The following is a 20443-nucleotide window of genomic DNA, read 5'->3' on the forward strand; positions in this document are numbered from 1 at the left end:
CTGTCTCTATGGGCTGTCTGGCGTGTGACCAGAACAGTTCAACTGTGAAGCATCAGGGAAAAAGAGGAAGCGTTGTATCAGGGTATCAGAGAGGCTTTGCATGGAGGATCACTGCATGGAGGGTCACTGCATGGAGGGTCACTGCATGGAGGGTCACTGCATGGAGGGTCACTGCATGGAGGGGAGCGCTGCATAGGAAGACGCTAGCTGCCAATAAATTCTGGCAATTCTGGCAACCTGTGGCTGGTGAATGGGGAGTGACCCTAGTAACCGAGACGACTGGCGATCGCCCTCCTGAATCGCCCGCTTGAGAGGAGCTATCCCTCAGTTCAGACAGCGCCACATAGGCACATTAGCGATCGCTCTACTCACCTGAATGGCTGACCACGGCGGGTGACTCTTGTGCCACTGTTCGTAAACTGCACACTTTCTCTTGTATTCCCCCCATGAAGTAGACAACTTGCCAGCCCGTTCGCCAAGCCGCGCCTAGCCCATCAGGGCGATCGCCACTCGATTTTGAAGAACCAGACCCGCCGACCGCAGTTTCTAGTTTCAACTGAGCATTTTAGATGGTTGTGGAAAAACTGAACGAGGGCTATCAACCGCAGCCACGAGGACGAGCCAATCGTTTTCAGCGGAACATTCCAAAAGCGCAGGAAGTAATTTACAACTACCTGCTAGAAATTGTGAAGGAGTGGTCGCCGGAAGAAGTTCTGGCAGAGTTTCGGCATCTCTTCATTCACCACGTCAACACGATTAGCTCCCATACGCTGCCCTCGCTCTACGAGATTGTCTTTGCCAATCAGGAAACCGAGTTTCGCAACACGCTCAAGCGCTCCTGCTACATTCTGATTAATAACTGGGATCTCAGCCGCAACCACGACTCAATTCGGGGGCTGGTGCAGCTTTTCTATGACCCCATTCTCGACAAGCCCACCATGTCGCCCACGCTGCGGCGGCTGCGCGGCTGGCTGAAGAATTTTGTAGACAGCGAAGATTTTCAGGAGCTAAAGCTATTTGCCTCGCGCTACGACGATCAGCGGAAGCACTGGTCAGACCGCTACACCTCCTATCTGCTGGTGCCGCAGTACATCGACCTGAACAACCCCATCGAACAGCGCAACGCCGCCCGCACCCTGTCCAAACAGCTTAAGGAACGATTTAAGTTTGAGCTGGCCATGTACACAGCGCGATCGCAGAGCAATACCATTCCTGCGCTGAAGCCCAAAAACCCCACCATCATGGGCGACGACGTGCTGCGCCTGGTGAAAATGATCGTGGCGAAGCGGGGCAACTTTAGCTACGCTAACTTAGCGCATATTTTCTTAAATCAGACAAGGGGACTCTGCTATCGAGAGTTCAAAGAAAGTCTGAAGAAGTATCTGGTGTTTTCATCGGCATCACGGGAACAAGCGCGATCGCTCAACGCACAGGTGGCAGAAAAGCTAGATGCCTTGTATGTCATTCATCACGACAAGCCGATTGACGATGCCCTGCTGCTCCGCACTGCCAATCGCGTCATCAGCTACCTCACCACCGAAAACCAGCAAGACCCATCCCCGCTGTTCGTGCAACTGCTGATGGACGGCAACCCGCTGACGCTGGTCGTGGTGCTGCTCAAGATTGTGCTGATCTGTCCCTATGCCCGCACCCATCTAGAAGCCCGCATCGCCGATCTGGTGCAGTTTTATAAAGCCTATCCAGAGGACGAGTGCCGCTGGGTCATCAACTTTTTCGAGATTTTCGATATTACGATGGCGATCTACGCTGAAAATATCGAATTTAACCTGGTAGACATGAGCAGTCAGGGCAGCGGGCGACAGAAAGAGATTAACCCTGCCACCCTTGACGCTTATCGCGTGTTTTCCCAGATCAAGCACAGCATGGATGCAACAGAAGACCTGGAGCAGATGGAACAGGTGCTTTCAGACCTAATGGCAGACGATGACTCGCTGACCCCAGAGGAAATTACAGAACTGTCGGAAGCAGCGCTGGCTGAGTTGGACGAGCTATAGGCGCGAACCTTCGGCTTCGCAACCCGTTTCAAGCCTATGGCGCGGCCTGCTCGACAAGTGCCCGACAGCCCGCTAATCCGAGTTGGGGCTGCTGTCGATAGGCTTCATCGGCCACCCAAATGTGAAGGGTGCGATCGCCCCGAATTTCGTATAAATATTCCACCGTCGGGTCAAACTCGGTGCTGGCTTTCAGGTTCGAGAAATCATCTTCACAAAACTCAAACCCTAACCGCACAATCACTTGCGCGACCAGGCAAGCAGGCGTGTCACTCTGTTCGCCCACCAGACCCCGCTCCTGCCAAAAGGTTTCTAAAAAGGGCCTCAAGATCGGCAGGAGTCGCTCAGGTGTGCCATTCCGGCTGGCGTAGATGACAATCGGGCTGCCCTCGATCAGGATATGACAGGGTGTAGCAGACATAGCAGCACTTGGAGATGACTTAGATAGGGTACTCCTTTGGGGAGTTAGATTCAACGGTAATCCGTGATGCAGTCCGCAGGATTTGCCCTGCCAGCACCGCTGCCCCAAAGCCATTGTCGATGTTCACCACGCCGATGCCTGCCGCACAGGAATTGAGCATGGTCAGCAAGGCCGCCAGCCCGTCGAAGCTGGCTCCATAGCCAACGCTGGTGGGCACGGCGATCACAGGACAATCCGCCAGCCCCGCCACCACGCTGGGCAGCGCCCCTTCCATGCCCGCCACCACAATCAGCACGTCCGCCGTTTGCACAAAATGGCGATTGTTCAGCAGCCGATGGATGCCCGCTACGCCCACGTCCCACAGCCGCTGTACCCGAAACCCAGAAAGTTCTGCCGTAATGGCTGCTTCCTCGGCCACAGGGAGATCTGCTGTACCCGCCGACAGGAGCGTGATCGTGCCGGGATGGACAGGTGTGAGCGTGAGGGGGGCGATCGCACAAATTCGCGCCATTGGGTAATACACTGCGTCCGGCACGAGCGATCGCACTTGGTCATACACCGCTGGCTCGATGCGCGTCGCCATCACCACGCGGCTGCGCTGGCGCATGGTTTGCATAATCTGGGCGATTTGCTCCGGCGTTTTGCCAGGGCCCCAGATAGCTTCGGGAAAGCCTGTCCGCAGCGCCCGATGGTGGTCAATTTTGGCGAAATCTTCAACGGGTTCAAAGTCGAAATATTTCAGCTTTTCGAGCGCCGTATCGGGGCTGACCTGGCCCTGGGCAACGGCGTTGAGCAGATGGCGGAGCGCTTCGGGAGTAGACACAGAGAAGGGGTTAGGGGTTAGGGGTTGGGGGTTAGGGGTTGGGGGTTAGGCTCTGTTTTATAAAGTTGATTTTTTTATGCGCGACACACATGAAAAATCGACCTTTTTGGACACTTTGAAAACACACCCTAGAAGGAGAGAGGGGGTGGTGGGGTGATGGAGTGATGGGGTGGCGGGCTAAATGGGCGGCGCAGACTCATCATCGCCTCATCCCATCATCGCCTCATCCCATCATCACCTCATCCCATCATCGCCTTATCGCAAAACGCCTTCCTCACCTAAGGCTAGCGGCTTACTGGTGGATTTGGGGCGATCGCCCTGCCCTCGATCTGCTCTGCGAACCTTCTTCGCTAGACTAAGACAAAACGCATTGGAAAGATTAATTCCCATGTCTGTCCCAGCGACTCCTGCCACCCAACCTGCACCCGAAGCGGCCTCGGCTTTGGATGCTGAGGCTTCTTTCGAGGCTTCTTTCTATGAGCAGGCGCAGGCGGATGGTGTGACCTTTCCACCGGGCGACCTCTACAGCGACGAGCCTCCTTTGGAAACCGATTTTCATTTGCAGCAAATGCTGCTGCTGATCAAGTGTCTGGACTGGTTTTGGCGCGATCGCCAGGATTTTTACGCTTCTGGCAATCTCACGATCTATTACAGCCCAAATCAGACCAAATCGAAGGATTTTCGCGGCCCCAGATTTCTTTGTGGGTGCTGGGTGCAGAAAAACGTCCCCGCAAAAGCTGGGTGGTGTGGGGAAGAGGACGGCAAGTATCCCAACGTGATTATCGAGCTATTGTCGCCGTCCACCGCCAGCACCGACCGGAGCTTAAAGAAGCAAATTTATCAAGACACCTTCCGCACGCCAGACTATTTCTGGTTTGACCCAAACACGCAGGAATTTCAGGGCTTCCATTTGGTGGATGGGGCGTATCAAGACTTGCCGCCCAATGCACAGGGACACCTGTGGAGCCAGCAGTTGCAGCTCTGGCTAGGCGTAGTGGCGGGGCAACTCCGGTTTTTTACACCAGAGGGCGAACTCGTGCCTACGCCAGAGGAATCGGCCCTGGCAGAGCAGCAGCAGCGACTGGCGGAACAGCAGCGGCGAGAGGCGGCTGAGGCGCTGCTAGCTCAGTACCGCGATCGCTTTGGCGATTTGCCTCCTGAATAACTTCCCAAATTCCCGAAGTTGGGCGCAGCCGTTCAGCCCAATCGCTCAGCACGGGCGACAGCGCGAGAGTGTATCGCAGTTCCTAGACAGGCAGCGGAATATGCTCTAGGAAAAAAGCATCCAAACTGTTTGCTTTCCTAAATCTTGTGCTGCATTTTTTATTCGCCGCGCTGCCGATTCTGACGGTGTTTGTGCTGCTGTTGGGGGCACGGCTGTCTGCGGGACGGGCCATGCCGATCGCCTACCTGGTAACGGTGGCGATCGCCCTCTGGATCTGGGCGCGTTCCACCGGGTTTGGGTGTGGCGGGCTTCTAGTATCCAGGGCTTGTTTATTGCGCTGGAAATTCTCTACATCGTGTTTGGGGCGGTGCTGCTGCTGAATACGTTGCAGGCATCGGGCGCGATTCAGGCGATTCGGCGGAGCCTGCTGTCAATTTCGGGCGATCGCCGGGTGCAGGTGATCATCATTGCGTGGCTCTTTGGCAGCTTTATCGAAGGGGCATCGGGCTTTGGCACGCCAGCGGTGATCTGCGTACCGCTGCTGGTGGCCATTGGCTTTCCGGCGATGGCGGCGGTGCTGGCAGCGCTGATTATCCAGAGTACGCCGTCTACCTTTGGCGCGGTGGGTACGCCCGTGCTGATCGGCATCGACGCGGGGCTGGCAGGGGTAGAAGCGGTGCAGGCGCAGGCCGCCGCGCTGGGGCTGAGCTATCCGCAATATCTCAAGGCGATCGGAACCGTTGCGGGCACACTGCATGGCATCGTCGGCACATTGATTCCGCTGATTCTTTGCATTATGCTGACGGTCTTTTTTGGCGATCGCCCCTCGATTCGTCAGGGGTTGGCGGCGTGGAAGTTTGCGCTGTTTGCGGGGCTGGCCTTCACCGTGCCCTACGCGCTGACAGCGCGGGTGCTGGGGCCAGAGTTTCCCACGATCATCGGCGGGCTGCTGGGGCTGGCGATCGTCGTTCCTATGGCGCGGGCGGGCTGGCTATTGCCGCCAGAGTCCTGGGACTTTCCACCGAGGGAGCAATGGGACGATTCGTGGCAGGGCAGCACCACGCCGCAGCTAACGGGCGATCGCCCCCTGATGAATCGCACCAAAGCTTGGTTGCCCTACGTGCTGGTGGGGCTGCTGCTGGTAATTTCGCGGGTAGTGCCGCCTGTGCAATCTGCCCTCCGCGCCGTGCAGATTCGCTGGCCAGAAATTTTGGGTACTCCGCTGACGGCGACGATTTTGCCGCTCTATCTGCCGCCGACGATTTTGCTGGCGGTGGTGGGCATCACCTACTTCCTGCACCAGATGAAGCCCGTAGACTTGCGGGGGGCGATCGCCGAGGCGCTGCCCGTCATTCGCAAGGTGACGCTGGCGCTGGGCGCAGCCGTGCTGATGGCGCGGGTATTCATCAACTCTGGTACAAACGACAGTGGGCTAGCCAGTATGCCCCTCACCCTGGCGGACACCATGTCGGCGATCGCCGGACAAAGCTGGCCCCTGTTTGCTCCGCTGGTGGGGCTGATCGGCGCGTTTGTCGCAGGCAGCGTTACCGTCAGCAATATGATGTTTTCGCTATTCCAGTTTGGCGTAGCGGATCAGCTCAGCCTTTCCACCACGCTGGTTCTGGCGCTTCAGTGCGTTGGCGCGTCGGCCGGCAACATGATCTGCGTGTCCAATATTGTCGCCGCTGCTGCCACCGTTGGGCTGCTGGGGCGCGAAGGCTCGATTATCCGCAAGCTGCTGCTGCCTTCACTCTATTACATCGGGCTAGGCGGGCTGCTGGGGCTGGCGTGGCAGGTTTGGGGGGGTGGGTGAAGAAGGAAGAACGAAGAGGGAAGAAGGAAGAACGAAGAGGGAAAATTTGGATTGGGAGGTTGGTGCAAAATCCAAAATCGCAAATCCAAAATCCAAAATCGCAAATCTAAAGTCGAGACTTGGATATCAGAGGAGCTGGGCGAGCAGGTCGCGGTGGATGGCGGCGCGATCGCCAATGGCAGCGAGTTGGTCGGCAGAAAGTCCGTCTCCGTTGGCGTAGAGATCGATCCAGGTGTGGCTGATGGCCGCAGCATCGTCGGGAATTTGATCCAGTTCCCAGCCCGGAAGCTGATATTCGTCCATCAGGCGGCTGACTTTGGGGTCGTAGCTAATGGCAAAGCAGCGGCACTGATGGGCGGCGGCCATGATCAGACCGTGCAGACGCATGGCGATCGCCAGTTCCACGCCTTGAAACAGCCCGGCAAGCTGGAGCGGGTCAGTGAGCGTCAGAACGGTGCTGTGGTCGGGCAGATAAGTATGCAGCGTTTGGGCGATCGCCCCATCTTGCACGGGTTGGAACGGAACCAGCAGTACGTGGGTCTGGGTTGCCTGCTGAAACATCGCCAGGGCCCGGCCCAGCCTGTGCAATCGGGCCTCGGTCAACGCCACATGGGGGCGCAGGGCAACGGCCACTCGCGGCGCGGGCAAATCCCACAGCCCCGGCACCGGGCGACCCTGCAACACCCACACCGGGTCGGGAGCCAATGTTACAGGTATATCCCAGGCGGTGAGCAGTTCCGCAGAGGGGCGATCGCGCACACTCACGCCCTGACATCCAGTAAACGCTCGCCGGGCCAGCCACCGACTGGGCGCACGATGCAGCGGCCCCACGCCCTGGGCCCAGGCAATGGTTTTTAGCCCCAGGCGCTGGGCAGTCAGCATTAGCCCGCCATAATACCAGGGATTCACGGCGCTGGTCGCATCTTGCATGAGACTGCCGCCGCCCCAGATAAAGGCATCCGACCGACGGAGTGCTTGCAGAACTTGTGCGGCATTCATGCGATCGCACGCCTCCACCCCAAACCGAGTTGCCGTCTCCGCCGGATCGCCCGACAGCACCAGCGGCGTTACCTGGGGCGGCAGCATTTGCAACAGCGTCGCCAGCAGCGCCTCGTCGCCGCCATTCCCCTTGCCATAGTAGCCACACAAAACCGCCCGCATGGATTGTTTATACTGAACCTTAGACTTTCGCTCTTCCCTCTTCCCTCTTCGTTCTTCCCTCTTCGTTCTTCCCTCTTCCCTTCTGTTCCCCCAAAAATCATGCCACGAGTTGTCCCCGGTTCTGCCTATGCACGCCCTCTCAATTCCCACCTGGATCATTCATATTTCAAGCGTGGTGGAGTGGATCGCCGCCATCTGGCTGGTGTGGGTCTATGCTGACGTGTCGCAGCAGCCCGCCTGGCGATCGCTCTCCTGGGGAATGCTGCCTGTGCTGATCAGCGCCATGTGTGCCTGCACCTGGCACTTTTTCGACAATGCGCCCCAGTTGGAGTGGCTGGTGACGGTGCAGGCGGCGACGACCGTTCTGGGCAATGTTACGCTTTGCATCGCGGGCTGGTGGATCTGGCGAGCCACTCGACCTGCAAACGAATAGGGCAAAAAATTGAGGGCAAAGAGATTGGGGCAAAAAAAATAAGGGCAAGGGGCGATCGCCCAACTTAACCCTCCAGTTCTTTCACCAAACTCCCAAAATCCAAAATCCAAAATCCTGAGAGCCTGGGCTATCCCTCACAACTACCCCTCACTACTTTTAGACTGCCCCCGCTGCGTGAAATCCTCTGGGCGCAGGTTCGAGAGAAAGTCGCGGAAGGCCTGGCGCTCTGCTTCGTCGGCATCCGTGTCCACTGGGTAAGACGCATCGGCAACGACCTCCTCCATCACCCAGATCGGGCTGCGCGTGCGGATGGCAATCACGATCGCATCACTGGGACGAGCGTCGATTTCTTTGCGGACTTCGCCCTGGCGAATCGTCAGGATGGCGTAAAACGTGTTGTCTTGAAGCGAATGAATGACAACCCGCTCAACCGTCAAGTCGCATTCATCCAGAATATTGACCAGCAAATCGTGGGTGAGGGGACGGGGCGGAGTCTGGTTCTCGATCGCGCTCATGATAGCGCGAGCCTGATCGTGGGCGATATAGATCGGAAGCTGCCGTCGTTCGGATGCGTCTCGCAGCAGCACCAAAGGGCTACGGGAGGCTGCCTCTAGGGCAATTCCAGCGACTTTCATCTCAATCATTCATCTAGCCTCTAGAATCCGTTCAGCAAAGGGATGGAAAGGCGGGGACTGGATCTGTGAAACCCTTGAGCTTGATATAGCCTAGCACCAAGCCCAATGGATCAGGCGGGTCGTTGAGACACGAAACTAGAAGCCAAAACCCAGTCAAAACCAGATCAAAACCTCTAATATTTGAGATGCCTCCGAGTGTTACAGGAGAATGGTGTGACGCATCTTGAGACTTAAGCTTTTGAGGCTTAATCACTCAATTTGCGATCGCCAGCATCGAAGCAACTTCCTAGATCCTAGCCTCAGTCCAGTATGACAAGATCAGCTAATGAGTTCAATTCGCTTTTGGGGCTATCCGGTCAGCCTTAGAGTTGGGTCTAAGTCGGGTTGAAGTTGCGGGGTTTATAACGTTAGAACCAAAGTTTTCAGCGCTCAGCGCAAGTTTGAGGGAGTCACAGGTCGCTGAACGGTAGATTGCAGGGTTGTTTTAGTTCAAATGTATCAGTTTTTCCTGAAAAAATCATCTCCTCAACGGTTCGATTGAACTCCAGTATGCCCTGAAGCACCGACGAATCGACAGCCCCAATGCTGAAGGTTTTCCAAAAAATGTAAGGTTAAGACCGTGTAGATAAAGGAAGGCAGATCAGACGGCACAACCCTTGACAAGGGTGACCCGTTGGTTAAACCTGTCCCGATCCTCCAGTCCCTTTTCTAAGGAGATGTTGCTGTGTTCACTGGACTGATTCAAACGCTCGGAACCCTGTCTACTCTCAGCGAAACGGAGGTGCAAGTGACCTGCAAGGATGCTCGCCTGCTCCGCGATTTGGAACTAGGGGACAGCGTGGCGGTAGACGGCGTTTGCTTGACGGTGATGCGCTGTTTGGCGGATGGCTTTGTGGCGGCCGTGTCGCCCGAAACGCTGGATCGCACAGCGCTGGGACGGCGGAATGTCGAAATGCCTGTAAACCTGGAAGCCTCTCTGCGGGTGGGCAGCAAGCTGGGCGGGCATTTTGTGACGGGGCACGTAGACGGGGCGGGCTACTTAGAATCCGCTGTCCCTACGGAAACCTCCTGGGAGATGCGGTTTTCGGTGCGCGATCGCCGCGTGGCTCGCTACATTGTGCCCAAGGGCAGCATTGCGGTCAACGGCATCAGCCTGACGGTGGCCGATTGCGACGCGGCAGGCAGTTGGTTCACCGTGGCAGTGATCCCGCTGACCTATGCTGAAACGAACTTGCAGCACCTTAAGCCGGGCGATCGCGTCAACCTAGAAGGCGACATCCTGGGCAAGTACGTCGAAAAGTTTCTCCGGTTGGGAGATGCCACCCCATTCGAGGCTCAGGGATTCGAGGCTCAGGGAACAGAAGATGCGTTACCTGATTCGCTCACGCCTGCTTTTTTGGCAGAACACGGCTACTTATAGCTGGTAGCTGGGTGTTTGTGGATAGGGTGTTTGTGGATCGCCAGCTTGTTCCCAGTTTGAGATGGAGGGGATTGAGCTAATTACTCAGCACCAGGTTGTCGCGATGCACCACGGTTTCTGCGCCTGCATAACCCAGGATTTTGGGAATGTCGTCGGAGTGGCGACCGCGAATTTGCTGGAGTTCCGCGCTGCTGTAGTTGACGATGCCACGGGCGATTTCCTGACCGCTCTGGTCGCAGAGCTGCACTGCGTCCTGGGGCTGAAATTCGCCCTCCACTTCGGCGATGCCCGCCGCCAACAGCGATTTGCCTGCCTGTCGAATGGCGTTGACTGCGCCTTTGTCTAGATAGAGCTTGCCCGCAGGAACCAGCCCGTGGGCAATCCAGCGCTTGCGGGCATTAAAGGGCTGGTTTTCTGGCTCAAACTGAGTGCCGAGGGCGGCTCCGGCGAGGATTTGGGCAATATTGTCGGGCGATCGCCCTTCGGTAATCACCGTCCGCACGCCCGCCGCCGTCGCAATCTTCGCCGCCGAGATCTTCGTCACCATGCCGCCCGTGCCCCAACTGGTGCCGCGATCGCCCACCTCTACCTGTTCTGCCAGCGCGGCAATGTCGTCCACCAGGCTGATGGGCTGCGCCTCTGGGTGATAGCGTGGATCAGCGGAATAGAGCCGATCCACATCCGTCAGCAAAAACAGCCAGTCTGCTTCTACCAAACTCGCCACCAGCGCCGACAGCGTATCGTTGTCGCCGAACTTGAGTTCCTCGACGGCCAGCGTGTCGTTTTCGTTCACGATCGGGATTACGCCTAGCTTCAGCAATTGCCGAAAGGTGCGATAGGCATTGACATAGCGGCTGCGCTGCACCAAGTCGCTGCGGGTCAGCAACACCTGGGCAATGGGCTGATCCAGCGAAGAAAAAAAGTCATCATACACCCGCATTAGCCGCCCCTGCCCCACGGCTGCCACGGCCTGCTTCATGGCAATGGTGCGAGGGCGTTCTGTCATTCCCAGTCGCGCACAGCCCACGCCCACCGCTCCAGAGGAGACGAGGATCACCTGATGCCCCTGTCGCCGCAGTTGACACAGCGCCTCAACCAGCTTGGCAATGGTGGCGATCGCCAGGTATCCGGTTTCGGGCTGCGTCAGACTGGAGGTGCCAATTTTCACCACGATTGTCTGCATTGCAGACTGGGAAACTGGCTGGGAACCGGGCTGGGAACCGGGCTGGGAAACCGTTTGAGTCATGGTTTGAGAACTGCGGGAATAAGAAAAGCTCTATGGAGGAAGGCTGGAAGCGCGATCGCGGGAATTCCATGCCTGAACTCTCCCACAACATTATTCCGTAATCTCAATTCCGTTATGACCTACGCCCTTGCGATTAAATTTTCTGGGTGTTGGACGATTTCTCGTGGTCGCAGCCTACGAGAAATCGTCCAACTGCGTAAGTCCTATCCGTAATTCGCAGATCTGGCTCCCCTTCTCCCGACCTAGAAGAAGGGGCTGGGGAATGAGGGCAGATTGAAAGCCGTACACCGCGTTCAATAAAGGTCAATAAAGTCAATAAAGTCAATAAAAGAGAGCGCCAACTCCCGCATAACCCGGAAACTGACGCTCTGGCTTTAACAACTAGATTTATCGTCCAGGGACTTTATTACGCTGTCCCCGTCTGCTTACTTATAGATTCACAGGCTTTCTCAGAATTTCCACGATTTCTAATATTTTCTTTATATTTCAGATGATGGAGCCAGGTTTCAAGATGTAACAGCTTCGTTACATCGATCTGGCAAACTTTTTGTAGTGGAGCCGCTAGAGTTCGCTACCATCTACGCAATGCTCTCTACGGAATGCTCCCTGGCAACTGCGTCCGACCGCCTGGGCGATCGCCCCATTTTGAGTCGCTGGCTGTCCCGTCTCTTGAATACCGCTGTAGATATTGCTCATGAAGCGAGACTCCTTACCACCGCGTGATTCTGCCCATCGAGACGCTTTTTACATCAACAGCTTTCGCTCGACTGTTCGCCAGCCGCTTCAGGGCAGGGCTGAGTCGCGGATGCTGCCCACTGGGCGCGTGGAGGAGCGGATAGGGGGCGATCGCCTGCTGCCAGGTGCGCCCAACATTCCAGCGGGTCGGTTTACGCCCCCACAGCGTGCCCGCCGCGCCCGCAAAGCTGCGTTGGCAACGGCTGCTTCCCGCCCCACTTCTCGCCCCACTTCTCGTTCTGCAATGTCGCCTACGACCAAAACTCGCCCTAGGGTTCTGGTGTCGCCCGGTCTGCCCCGCCAGCGTCGTCCCCGACGAGGGCGATCGCCTTCCTCTCTTCACCGCGTTTGGCAATGGCTGAATCGTCCTATGGCGTGGCAGCGCTATCGGCAATTGGGGCGATCGCTCGCGTGGTCGCTGCTGTGGGTGCTAACGTTTTTTGGGCTAGTGGGGCTGGGGATTAAGTCGCTGGAGTGGCTGACGCGCCTGCCAGAGCCGCCCAACTGCGCCAAAATCACCTTTGCAGCGGCCGATGCCGAGCGGCTCTTTTGTGCGCGGGAGGCGGCAAAGTCGGGGCATCTCGCCGACCTGACGGCAGCCGTGAATCTGGTGGCTGCCTGGCCGGCCGATCATCCGCTCTATCGGGAAGGGCAGTCGCTATTGGCGGAGTGGTCGGCGCAGATCTTGGACGCGGCCGAGGCGCGACTGGAGAGCAGCGGTGTGCAGGAGGCGCTGTCGGTCGTGCGACACATTCCCCCTAATAGTCCGATCTATGCCGAAGCGCAGGCGGCGATCGCCCAGTGGCAAGCGCAGTGGCAGCAGGGCGAACAGATTTGGAACAAAGCACAGGATGCGCTGCGAAACCAGGACTGGAACCTGGCGGCGGAGCAAGTCACGGCGCTGGGGCAGGTCGAAAGCGAATACTGGCGGACGCACCGCATGGAAGCGCTGACCCGGCAGATTCTGCAAGAGCAGACAGCGCACAAGCTGCTGACCCAGGCGCGGCAGGTGGTGGGCCACCAAACTCTTACCAGCCTCCAGGCGGCGATCGCCCTGGTGCAGCAGATCGATCCGCAAACCCTGGCGTGGGAAACGGCTCAGGCTGATTTGCAAGCTTGGAGTGGGGCGCTGCTGGATCTGGCGCTGCGGCAATGGCAAGCGGGCGATCGTAGCGGGGCCCTGGCGCTGGCGCAGCAAGTGCCGCCCGATCTGGTCAATCACCTCACGGGAGAGGGGCAAAACCTGCTGCGGCTAGCCCACGCCCAGCGGCTGATTGCGGAACCAGCGACCCAATGGCTGCCGTCGTTGCGCCAGGTTTGGAGCGTGCGCGAGGCGATCGCCGCCCTCAGTGAGATTCCCACCAGCAGCGCCTTTTATACCATTGCCCAGACCGAGCTAAACACCCAGCACGCCGCCCTCGACGACCTACGCCAGTTGCAAACAGCCGGACTGTTGGCCAGCCTGGGTCAGCGCACGACGTTGGACTGGGCCAGCCGCCTCGCTCAGCAGATCGCGCCCGATCGCCCGCGTCGCCTCCAGGCGCAAACTCTAGCCGCCCACTGGCAGCAGGAGACCCAGCGGATTCAGGACATGCCGCAGTTTTTGCAGGCGCAGGCGCTGGCCGAACCGGGGCAAGTTGCTGACCTGCAAGCGGCGATCGCCGCCGCCCGCCAAATTCCTCGCAACCGCGCCCTGTGGGCCGAGGCTGAGCAGGCGATCGCCACCTGGAACCGCCAGATCCAAACCCTGGAAGATCGCCCTATTCTAGAAGAAGCCACCCGCACTGCCCAGAGCGGCAATCTTTCTCGCGCTATCCGCATGGCGGAGCAAATTGGGCGCGATCGCGCCCTCCATGCCGAAGCGCAAGCCGCCATCCAGACCTGGAACGCCCGGCTCGAAGAAGTCCGCATTGCCGAAGACCGCAAGCACCTCGACGAAGCCCGCGCCCTAGCGGCCCGTGTCCGCCTGTCGCAGGCTATCGACACCGCCGCCCAGATCGCCCGCGATCGCCCCCTCTATGCCGAAGCCCAGCAGGCGATCGCCCAGTGGCGTGCCCAGCGCGACGAAATTCTCGCCAGCCGCCGCGCCCAGGAAGCCGAAGCCGCCAGCAGCGAAGCGACTAGGGACGAAGCCGCCAGAACCGAGTATGCACCAGCCGAAGGGGCGATCGCTCCCGAACCCTATCCTTCTGAACCTGCCTACGTCTACGAAGCACCACCGCCCTACTAGCCAGCCAAGCCTCAGTTTGCAAAAGTGTTGAAATTAGACGACCTTGCAGCCACCTAATTTACCCATTTCCTGATGCCCATTTCCTGATACCCATTTCCTGACAGCGAACCCTACGGCCGGCTAAAAGCGTTTGAGGGCGATTAATTTCAAGCCAGCCAAGGATGCATTGTCTTCTAATCGATACATAAATCTATTCCCAAGCAGTCATTCCTTCAGAGCGCCATCCAGGGGCATTCCAAAAGTGTATTGGATAAATACTGGATGATGCATAGGTTCTTGATTCATAATTCAAGATAGAAATCGCAACTGTGATTCTGGTCAAAACTTTAGGGAAGGGAGAACTATGCTCCAGCCAGCGATTGTAGAAAAGCTAGAGAAATTACCTGAACCTTTGCAAACAGAAGTCCTGCACTATATCGAGTTCTTGCTAGATAAATACGTCCCGGACGTGTCTGTGCAGGTTGAACCTAAGAAACGCAAAGCAGGTTTATTGAAAGGGAAGATTTGGATGGCAGATGATTTCGACGCTCCTCTTGAGGACTTAAAGGATTATATGTAATGCTATTCGATACTCATGTCCTTCTTTGGTTTCTAGAAGATGATCCCAGGCTGCCTCCACAAATTAAGCAGATGATTGAGGTCAGCAATGATGTTTTTGTTAGCATTATTGCCCTATTGGAAGTCGCTATAAAAATTTCTGTTGGTAAACTGGAATTACAACTTGAGTTTCAAAAACTAACAGGTTTTCTAGCCGATCTTGATATTAAAATTCTGACGATTTCTTTTGAAGACATCAAGCGATATGTTGATCTACCGCTTTGCCATCGAGATCCGTTTGATCGGATGCTGATTGCCCAATCCATTAACCACGCTATGAGTATTGTCAGCGCTGATTCGGCGTTTGATGCGTATCCGATTCGGCGGTTGTGGGCATGAGCCAATCTGAGCCTTTTTGTAGAGGATCTGTGGCTAAAAATTAAGCTAGTGGTTGGCGGATTCCATTCAGCGGTTTCCCTTAAGATAATCGCGGAGACCTGTGATCGCCCCTCATACCCCTCATCCGGCGAATGAACTAAAGCCCATGAAACTTGGACAATGGATCGGGCTGCTGGCCTTGATTGCGGCCATCTATATTCTCTGGTCGATTCAGCAATTGCTGCTGCTGATGTTTGTTGGCGTTGTCTTTGCCACAGCGCTGAATCGGCTGGTGCGCTGGATGGGCAAGCATGGTATTCCACGCGGGGCTGCGTCGATTGTCTCCATTGTGGGCCTGCTGCTAATCATGACCCTGTTTGTGGCGATCATCGTGCCGCCGTTTCTGGATCAGTTTCAACTGCTGACAGAGCTTGTGCCCCAAGGGTTGAGCCAGCTCCGGCTGGGGCTGGACTGGCTAACGGCTCGGCTGCCGGGTGGGGCAGCGGGTCTGGTGCCCAATTTCAACGAGCTATTTAACCAGCTTCAGCCGTTTGTGTCGGGACTGGCCAACAATTTCTTTCGGGCGTTTTCTGGATTCTTTAATGTCGGTGTCAGCTTTCTGTTTGTGCTGATGCTGACCATCATGCTGCTGATCAACCCGCAGCCCTATCGCCAGGGTTTTTTGCGGCTGGTGCCGTCGTTTTATCGCCGCCGCGCCGACGAGATTTTGACAATGTGCGAGGCGGATCTGGTGGGCTGGATTATTGGCACGCTGATCAACATGGTGGTGATTGCGATTGTCAGCGGCATCGTGCTGCACATTTTGGGCGTGAAGCTGGTGCTGGCCAATGCGCTGGTGGCGGGGCTGATGGAGGCGATTCCCAACCTGGGTCCTGTGCTGAGTACCATTGCGCCTGTGGCGATCGCCCTGATCGATTCTCCCGTCAAGGCGCTGGGCGTGCTGATTGCCTACATTTTGATCCAGCAGCTTGAGCAGTTTCTCTTAGTACCCCTGGTGATGGGGCATCAGGTGTCGCTGCTGCCTGCGGTGACGCTGTTGGCGCAGTTTGCCTTTGCGTCCTTTTTTGGATTTTTGGGGCTGTTTCTGGCGATTCCGCTGGTAATTATCGTCCGCATCTTGCTGCGCGAAGTGGTCATTCGCGATGTGCTGGATCAGTGGACGAATCCTGAATTTGAGCATCGGGAACAAGAAAGCCACTTGTTAGACAACCAAGCGGGGGCGATCGCTCCTGCGGCCTGTTCATCCGGCTTTTCCACCCATACCCCTCCTCATAGCGCCACCACCGCCGAGTGCCCAGACGCAACCGACCCGACGACCAACCCGCCGAAGGCCCCGTCCGATGCGATCGCTGAAACCAGCTACATCGCTGACAATCCAGGCCGTTCAGACCCTTCGGCGGAGTCTGGCTCCCCAGACGGAAGCTCCGAGCAAAGCAATTAGCCATCTTTTCCCCGGCCTTCCCCAAACCATTTCTCCCAGACTGAGTGCCCAAATTTGCCCCAAAACGCCATAAAACGTTAAAGATGAAATAAGTTGCCGGGGGAGATGGGTATAAATGCGATACCATCTCACATAACTTGCAAACTGTGTAAAGTGCAATACGGTCAATGGAGCAAGAGTCTCTACCCACTGAGGTTATTCTCAGCCACCCGCGCCAGACCATCGGCAGTCTAAAGCTGGACTGGAACCCACAGCCGGGAGCTTATCTCGACGTTGAGGGCGAAACCTACGCCGTTTTGGAGCGGCACCACTGCTATCAATATAAGCGGGGCAAATATCGGCTGCACAAGATTGCGCTGTATGTGCAGGCGGCTCCCCGACCGGAGGAGCGGAGCTGGTTTCAGGGGCGCTGGGTGCTGGGCAATGCGGCCTGCGCCTATAGCGCCCGTTCTGAGCTGGTGCGCTGTGCGGTAAATCCCGACGGGCCGTGTCAGGGCTGCCGCTTTTTTGAACCCACTGCTCAGTAACCGCTCAAGCTTAACGAAAAAAAGGCTAGCAAAAATGGATCAGCAACTGGTGCAGCTTTTGGTAAATGGCGTGGCGGTGGGCAGCGTGATTGCGCTGGCGGCGGTGGGGCTGACGCTGACCTACGGCATTTTGCGGCTGGCAAACTTTGCCCACGGCGACCTGATGACGCTGGGTGCATACCTGACGCTGACGGCAAACCTGAACGGCGTGAATATCTGGCTATCGATCTTGATTGGGGCAGTCCTGACGATTGGGGTGGCGCTGCTGAGCGAAAAGCTGCTGTGGTCGCCCATGCGCGATCGCCGTGCTTCGTCCACCACGCTGATTATCATTTCCATCGGGCTGGCGCTGTTTTTGCGAAACGGCATTACGCTGCTCTGGGGCCCCGAAAACCAGCGCTATGATCTGCCCGTGGCGACGGCGCTGGATATGTTTGGCGTGCGGATTGCGCCGACGCGGCTGATTGTGGTGGGGCTGGCGATTTTGGCGATCGCCGGACTGCACTACCTGCTGCAACATACCAAAATCGGCAAGGCCATGCGGGCCGTCGCGGACAACACTGACCTGGCGCGGGTGTCGGGCATCAACGTAGACCGGGTGGTGATCTGGACGTGGGTGCTGGCAGCGGGGCTGACGGCGATCGCTGGGGGAATGTTTGGGCTGATTACGGCTGTGCGCCCCAATATGGGCTGGTTTTTGATTATGCCGATGTTTGCGTCGGTGATTTTGGGGTGGCATTGGCAATCCCTACGGGGCGATCGCCGGGAGCCTATATCATCGGCATCGCGCAGGAACTCAGCACCTACGTTTTGCCTTCGGAATATAAGCTGGGCATCGCGCTAATGGTCATGATTTTGGTGCTGCTGGTGCGGCCGCAGGGGTTATTTCGCGGCATGGTTTAGCAGCGCTGCAAAGGCATTGCTAAATCTAACCAATCAAAATCCAGCCTAGAGCAGTGTCATGGTTTAGTTTTAGGGTGATGCCTTGTCTCGTAGTAAGCGATTCAGCGCTAAAGCGCTTACTACCAACCCAGGTTCTAGCTGTAACACAGCACTAGATTAACTGCTCCAGTGCTGCTTGCAGATCCTGCGTTAGGTCTGCAACTGCCTGCTTCGCCGAGGTGTGATCCCGCTGGTAGTCCAACTGGCGATCGCTCACACAAATCGGCGTTCCCACCGTCACACGGCTCCGTCGCCAGCCCAAACGCGGACGGGCAGGGCATGTCGTCGCCCCTTGATCCGCGCCACTAGGTCAAACATCAGCAAGGTCATTTCAGCAAAGCGCTCCGCCGTTGGCTGGTTTTGGAGATAGTCGGCCGTCACCGCCACAAAGCTTTCCACCAGGCGCATATGCCGCAGGCGAATTTCCGCTTCCTCCGCGCCCCAATCGGCCAGTCCGCGCTGGAATGGGGACAGAGCCGCGAAATCTGCGGGCAGGTCTTCTCGATAAATCGCGTTCCAGCCTGCTTCCTCTAGCCGACGGCAGCGGTCGATAATCGTGCCCTGCGCCTCCAGTCGAAAGTGCGCTTCAGCAGCGCGGAGGGCAGCGTCTAGCAGCACATTCAGCCGTCGCATCAGGCGTTGATTGACGCGCTCATCCGGCTCTAACTTGGAATCTGCTTCAGGCATGAGATACTGCGGGTAGAAACGACGGTAAAATCCCTCCATTTCCGACAGCAGGTGATCTGCCAGCCGCAGCACGCGCTGATAGCGAAGGTCTGCGCTCGACCCCTCATTCTGCACCAGCGGCGGCAGCCCCGTATCCCGCTCTAGCCGACTCAGCAGCCGATCGAGCCGCATCCAGATGGGTTTGGCGTAGGTGTAGCGAATGCCAATCGGCACAATGTAGACCTGCTCCGATCGCCCCTTTTTTCGCAAATCCTCCGCGCACCAAAAGCCCAACTGCGCCACGCCGGGTTCTAGCGGGCTGACGGTTTCGCTATGTCCGTTGGTGGCTCCTTCGGGGGCGATCGCCAATGGAAACTGTCCGTTGAGCAATAGCTCCCGCGCCGCCCGCAGACCTGTGCGATCCAGCCGCTTGCCCCGGTGAATCGGGATGCCGCCCAGCCGCGAAAACAGCCAGCCCAGCCAGTCGCCGGCCCAGATGGTCATGCCCCGGTCGTAGACGAAGTGAGAATGCACGGGCGATCGCAGGGGAATGTCATGCTCTCGCGCCGCTTGAGGAACACCACTGGACAGCAGATACAGCATGGAAAACGGATCGTCTACTTCTGGATGGCGGAATGCCAAGATGAATCGAACTTCACCCGCCTGAAACCGCCTATAGAGCAGCGCCAGTTCTTTGGCGTTCACAACCTCGACATGGGAAATTCCTGTCGGCAGCCACGGACGAACACGGAGCCGAAACAAGAGCGGTAATGCCGCCCGCATCGCCATTAGCACCGCTGGATTGAAGCGCTGGGGAATGAACAAAAGCGCCGGAAATGCGCGATGTTTTGAACAAGACACGTTCTTTCTGACCTTTGGCTTATGCGAAGCGCGACGTGAGCTAGGTTAACAATACTGGATCAAAACCGTTGTCAATACAAGGCCCCACGCTTCTGTCAGAAACGGGGGCCTCGAGAGTGTCAGAGAATCAGTCGGCTCAGCGCTTAGCGCAGGGCGCTGTTCACGATTTGCCGCAGTTGGGCTTTAATTTCGGCTTCTTTCTGCGCGATAGTTGTGCCCAAGTCAGCGGCTTTTTCTTCTAGCTCCACTTGCTTGAAGTGTTTTGCCTCGTTGCCCAGGGTTTCGCCTTTGGTTTTGGCGTTGGCATACCAGGTTTGCGCCGTTTCAATCTGACGCTTCACTTCTTCGTAGCGATCGCCATAGCGCTCTTGCAGGCGGGTGTCCAACTCAGCAAGCTGCTGCTTTAGATGGTTATAGCGCTGCTGAAACATATCAAACATTTCCCGCTCCTTCACTGCGTTTACAACCAAGTCAATTAGCACCTTGAAGGGAGTTTTGGTGGTGGCTTCGGCTTCTGGCAGATCAACGGTTGCCAGGGCCACGGTGACTTCCTCCTCAAACTGGCGATCGGTGTGATCCAGCGTTTGCTGGAGGTCGTCGATCTGGGTTTGGGCCTGGGCGATCGCCTCGCGGTGAGCCTCGCCAATGCCTTCGACTACGCCTTCGACCGATGCCGCCATGTCTTCGGTGCGGGTCGCAGCGCGATCGCGCACCACCGCAAAGGCCGCCGTTAGCGCATCGGTGGCGATCGCCTTCAGTTCTCCGGTTCCTTGAGAGACTTCCGCCACCGCTTCGGAAACAGCCGTTTTTACAATCTCCCGAATTCGCTCTGCCCGCAGCCTGCCCTCAGATTTCGCCTTTTGCAAATCTTCCTGAATGCGCTCTTTTACTGAATTTGTCATGGTTTTTCCCCAACCAAACGCAACATCATCATCGGGCAGACGCAACTCCCACCGCTCTCTACCCAATAGATCCA

At 57.1% G+C, this 20443-nt stretch carries 21 protein-coding genes; 12 read left to right on the forward strand and 9 right to left on the reverse strand.

Annotation, left to right across the window (positions count from 1 at the left end; translation table 11 throughout):
• Positions 1-569: 569 nt before the first annotated feature.
• Positions 570-2015: a hypothetical protein gene (locus tag O77CONTIG1_RS12905; RefSeq protein ID WP_225894573.1), complete on the forward strand. Its 1446-nt coding sequence runs from the start codon at positions 570-572 to the stop codon at positions 2013-2015.
• A gap of 34 nt (positions 2016-2049) precedes the next feature.
• Here the strand turns inward: O77CONTIG1_RS12905 and O77CONTIG1_RS12910 are convergent, their stop codons facing one another.
• On the reverse strand, positions 2050-2433 hold the full coding sequence (locus O77CONTIG1_RS12910; protein WP_068511167.1) for a histidine kinase: 384 nt from the start codon (positions 2431-2433) through the stop codon (positions 2050-2052).
• A gap of 19 nt (positions 2434-2452) precedes the next feature.
• Positions 2453-3256 carry a nickel pincer cofactor biosynthesis protein LarB gene (gene larB, locus O77CONTIG1_RS12915; RefSeq protein WP_068511169.1) on the reverse strand — a complete coding sequence of 268 codons (804 nt, stop codon included), beginning with the start codon at positions 3254-3256 and terminating at the stop codon, positions 2453-2455.
• A gap of 388 nt (positions 3257-3644) precedes the next feature.
• On the opposite strand from larB, the gene O77CONTIG1_RS12920 reads away from it, so the two are divergent.
• The 3 genes from O77CONTIG1_RS12920 to O77CONTIG1_RS12925 all read left to right on the forward strand — a co-directional run bounded on the left by O77CONTIG1_RS12920 (position 3645) and on the right by O77CONTIG1_RS12925 (position 6234).
• The gene (locus O77CONTIG1_RS12920) at positions 3645-4421 is read left to right on the forward strand and encodes a Uma2 family endonuclease (RefSeq protein ID WP_172799684.1); all 777 of its coding nucleotides are present in this window, start codon (positions 3645-3647) and stop codon (positions 4419-4421) included.
• Between the two features lie 146 nt (positions 4422-4567).
• Positions 4568-4801, forward strand: a complete 234-nt coding sequence (locus O77CONTIG1_RS26870) for an L-lactate permease (protein WP_286132298.1) — start codon at positions 4568-4570, stop codon at positions 4799-4801.
• Positions 4747-6234, forward strand: coding sequence for an L-lactate permease (locus tag O77CONTIG1_RS12925; protein ID WP_286132299.1), 1488 nt, complete (start codon positions 4747-4749; stop codon positions 6232-6234). Before O77CONTIG1_RS26870 ends, O77CONTIG1_RS12925 begins: the two co-directional genes overlap by 55 nt.
• A 126-nt stretch (positions 6235-6360) precedes the next feature.
• Here the strand turns inward: O77CONTIG1_RS12925 and csaB are convergent, their stop codons facing one another.
• Positions 6361-7395: a polysaccharide pyruvyl transferase CsaB gene (gene csaB / locus O77CONTIG1_RS12930; RefSeq protein ID WP_068511172.1), complete on the reverse strand. Its 1035-nt coding sequence runs from the start codon at positions 7393-7395 to the stop codon at positions 6361-6363.
• A gap of 127 nt (positions 7396-7522) precedes the next feature.
• On the opposite strand from csaB, the gene O77CONTIG1_RS12935 reads away from it, so the two are divergent.
• Entirely contained in the window at positions 7523-7828 is a 306-nt protein-coding gene (locus O77CONTIG1_RS12935) for a DUF2499 domain-containing protein (RefSeq protein ID WP_068511174.1), read from the forward strand.
• A 140-nt stretch (positions 7829-7968) separates the two neighbouring features.
• Here O77CONTIG1_RS12935 and O77CONTIG1_RS12940 read toward each other — a convergent pair whose 3' ends face one another.
• Positions 7969-8472: a bifunctional nuclease family protein gene (locus O77CONTIG1_RS12940; protein ID WP_068511177.1), complete on the reverse strand. Its 504-nt coding sequence runs from the start codon at positions 8470-8472 to the stop codon at positions 7969-7971.
• Positions 8473-9187: 715 nt separating this feature from the next.
• Here O77CONTIG1_RS12940 and O77CONTIG1_RS12945 point away from each other — a divergent pair.
• On the forward strand, positions 9188-9883 hold the full coding sequence (locus O77CONTIG1_RS12945) for a riboflavin synthase (protein ID WP_068511179.1): 696 nt from the start codon (positions 9188-9190) through the stop codon (positions 9881-9883).
• A 76-nt stretch (positions 9884-9959) separates the two neighbouring features.
• On the opposite strand, the gene proB is transcribed toward O77CONTIG1_RS12945, so the two are convergent.
• Positions 9960-11129, reverse strand: coding sequence for a glutamate 5-kinase (gene proB, locus O77CONTIG1_RS12950; protein WP_410503464.1), 1170 nt, complete (start codon positions 11127-11129; stop codon positions 9960-9962).
• Positions 11130-11690: 561 nt separating this feature from the next.
• Positions 11691-11825: a hypothetical protein gene (locus tag O77CONTIG1_RS26875; protein ID WP_286132300.1), complete on the reverse strand. Its 135-nt coding sequence runs from the start codon at positions 11823-11825 to the stop codon at positions 11691-11693.
• Here O77CONTIG1_RS26875 and O77CONTIG1_RS12955 point away from each other — a divergent pair.
• The 6 genes from O77CONTIG1_RS12955 to O77CONTIG1_RS12980 all read left to right on the forward strand — a co-directional run bounded on the left by O77CONTIG1_RS12955 (position 11824) and on the right by O77CONTIG1_RS12980 (position 17842).
• Positions 11824-14094 carry a hypothetical protein gene (locus tag O77CONTIG1_RS12955; RefSeq protein ID WP_156435236.1) on the forward strand — a complete coding sequence of 757 codons (2271 nt, stop codon included), beginning with the start codon at positions 11824-11826 and terminating at the stop codon, positions 14092-14094. The two genes, O77CONTIG1_RS26875 and O77CONTIG1_RS12955, sit on opposite strands and share 2 nt — an antisense overlap.
• 343 nt (positions 14095-14437) lie before the next feature.
• Entirely contained in the window at positions 14438-14653 is a 216-nt protein-coding gene (locus O77CONTIG1_RS12960; protein WP_068511184.1) for a DUF2281 domain-containing protein, read from the forward strand.
• Complete coding sequence (locus tag O77CONTIG1_RS12965) at positions 14653-15030, forward strand: type II toxin-antitoxin system VapC family toxin (RefSeq protein ID WP_068511186.1); 378 nt, start codon at positions 14653-14655, stop codon at positions 15028-15030. Before O77CONTIG1_RS12960 ends, O77CONTIG1_RS12965 begins: the two co-directional genes overlap by 1 nt.
• Before the next feature lie 145 nt (positions 15031-15175).
• A complete protein-coding gene (locus O77CONTIG1_RS12970; protein WP_084782593.1) occupies positions 15176-16471 on the forward strand; it encodes an AI-2E family transporter in 1296 nt (431 codons plus the stop codon).
• Between the two features lie 167 nt (positions 16472-16638).
• On the forward strand, positions 16639-16998 hold the full coding sequence (locus O77CONTIG1_RS12975) for a DUF6464 family protein (protein ID WP_068511188.1): 360 nt from the start codon (positions 16639-16641) through the stop codon (positions 16996-16998).
• Between the two features lie 34 nt (positions 16999-17032).
• Complete coding sequence (locus O77CONTIG1_RS12980; protein ID WP_317134097.1) at positions 17033-17842, forward strand: branched-chain amino acid ABC transporter permease; 810 nt, start codon at positions 17033-17035, stop codon at positions 17840-17842.
• 210 nt (positions 17843-18052) lie between these two features.
• Here O77CONTIG1_RS12980 and O77CONTIG1_RS27940 read toward each other — a convergent pair whose 3' ends face one another.
• From O77CONTIG1_RS27940 to O77CONTIG1_RS12990, 3 genes are all read right to left on the reverse strand, one after another.
• On the reverse strand, positions 18053-18175 hold the full coding sequence (locus O77CONTIG1_RS27940; RefSeq protein ID WP_286132301.1) for a hypothetical protein: 123 nt from the start codon (positions 18173-18175) through the stop codon (positions 18053-18055).
• Positions 18176-18177: 2 nt separating this feature from the next.
• Positions 18178-19467, reverse strand: a complete 1290-nt coding sequence (locus O77CONTIG1_RS12985; RefSeq protein WP_286132302.1) for a lysophospholipid acyltransferase family protein — start codon at positions 19465-19467, stop codon at positions 18178-18180.
• A 143-nt stretch (positions 19468-19610) separates the two neighbouring features.
• Complete coding sequence (locus tag O77CONTIG1_RS12990; RefSeq protein WP_068511190.1) at positions 19611-20369, reverse strand: hypothetical protein; 759 nt, start codon at positions 20367-20369, stop codon at positions 19611-19613.
• Positions 20370-20443: the final 74 nt, after the last annotated feature.

This window comes from Leptolyngbya sp. O-77 (assembly GCF_001548395.1).
GTDB lineage: Bacteria > Cyanobacteriota > Cyanobacteriia > Elainellales > Elainellaceae > Thermoleptolyngbya.

What these genes read in the sequence shown, in the direction of transcription:
- O77CONTIG1_RS12910 (WP_068511167.1), bottom strand. Translation starts at nt 2,433, where the DNA reads ATGTCTGCTACACCCTGTCATATCCTGATCGAGGGCAGCCCGATTGTC.
- proB (WP_410503464.1), bottom strand. Translation starts at nt 11,129, where the DNA reads ATGACTCAAACGGTTTCCCAGCCCGGTTCCCAGCCCGGTTCCCAGCCA.
- O77CONTIG1_RS12940 (WP_068511177.1), bottom strand. Translation starts at nt 8,472, where the DNA reads ATGATTGAGATGAAAGTCGCTGGAATTGCCCTAGAGGCAGCCTCCCGT.
- O77CONTIG1_RS12980 (WP_317134097.1), top strand. Translation starts at nt 17,033, where the DNA reads ATGGATCAGCAACTGGTGCAGCTTTTGGTAAATGGCGTGGCGGTGGGC.
- O77CONTIG1_RS12965 (WP_068511186.1), top strand. Translation starts at nt 14,653, where the DNA reads ATGCTATTCGATACTCATGTCCTTCTTTGGTTTCTAGAAGATGATCCC.
- O77CONTIG1_RS12960 (WP_068511184.1), top strand. Translation starts at nt 14,438, where the DNA reads ATGCTCCAGCCAGCGATTGTAGAAAAGCTAGAGAAATTACCTGAACCT.
- O77CONTIG1_RS12970 (WP_084782593.1), top strand. Translation starts at nt 15,176, where the DNA reads ATGAAACTTGGACAATGGATCGGGCTGCTGGCCTTGATTGCGGCCATC.
- O77CONTIG1_RS12990 (WP_068511190.1), bottom strand. Translation starts at nt 20,369, where the DNA reads ATGACAAATTCAGTAAAAGAGCGCATTCAGGAAGATTTGCAAAAGGCG.
- O77CONTIG1_RS12955 (WP_156435236.1), top strand. Translation starts at nt 11,824, where the DNA reads ATGAAGCGAGACTCCTTACCACCGCGTGATTCTGCCCATCGAGACGCT.
- O77CONTIG1_RS12905 (WP_225894573.1), top strand. Translation starts at nt 570, where the DNA reads ATGGTTGTGGAAAAACTGAACGAGGGCTATCAACCGCAGCCACGAGGA.
- O77CONTIG1_RS26875 (WP_286132300.1), bottom strand. Translation starts at nt 11,825, where the DNA reads ATGAGCAATATCTACAGCGGTATTCAAGAGACGGGACAGCCAGCGACT.
- O77CONTIG1_RS12920 (WP_172799684.1), top strand. Translation starts at nt 3,645, where the DNA reads ATGTCTGTCCCAGCGACTCCTGCCACCCAACCTGCACCCGAAGCGGCC.
- O77CONTIG1_RS12975 (WP_068511188.1), top strand. Translation starts at nt 16,639, where the DNA reads ATGGAGCAAGAGTCTCTACCCACTGAGGTTATTCTCAGCCACCCGCGC.
- csaB (WP_068511172.1), bottom strand. Translation starts at nt 7,395, where the DNA reads ATGCGGGCGGTTTTGTGTGGCTACTATGGCAAGGGGAATGGCGGCGAC.
- O77CONTIG1_RS12935 (WP_068511174.1), top strand. Translation starts at nt 7,523, where the DNA reads ATGCACGCCCTCTCAATTCCCACCTGGATCATTCATATTTCAAGCGTG.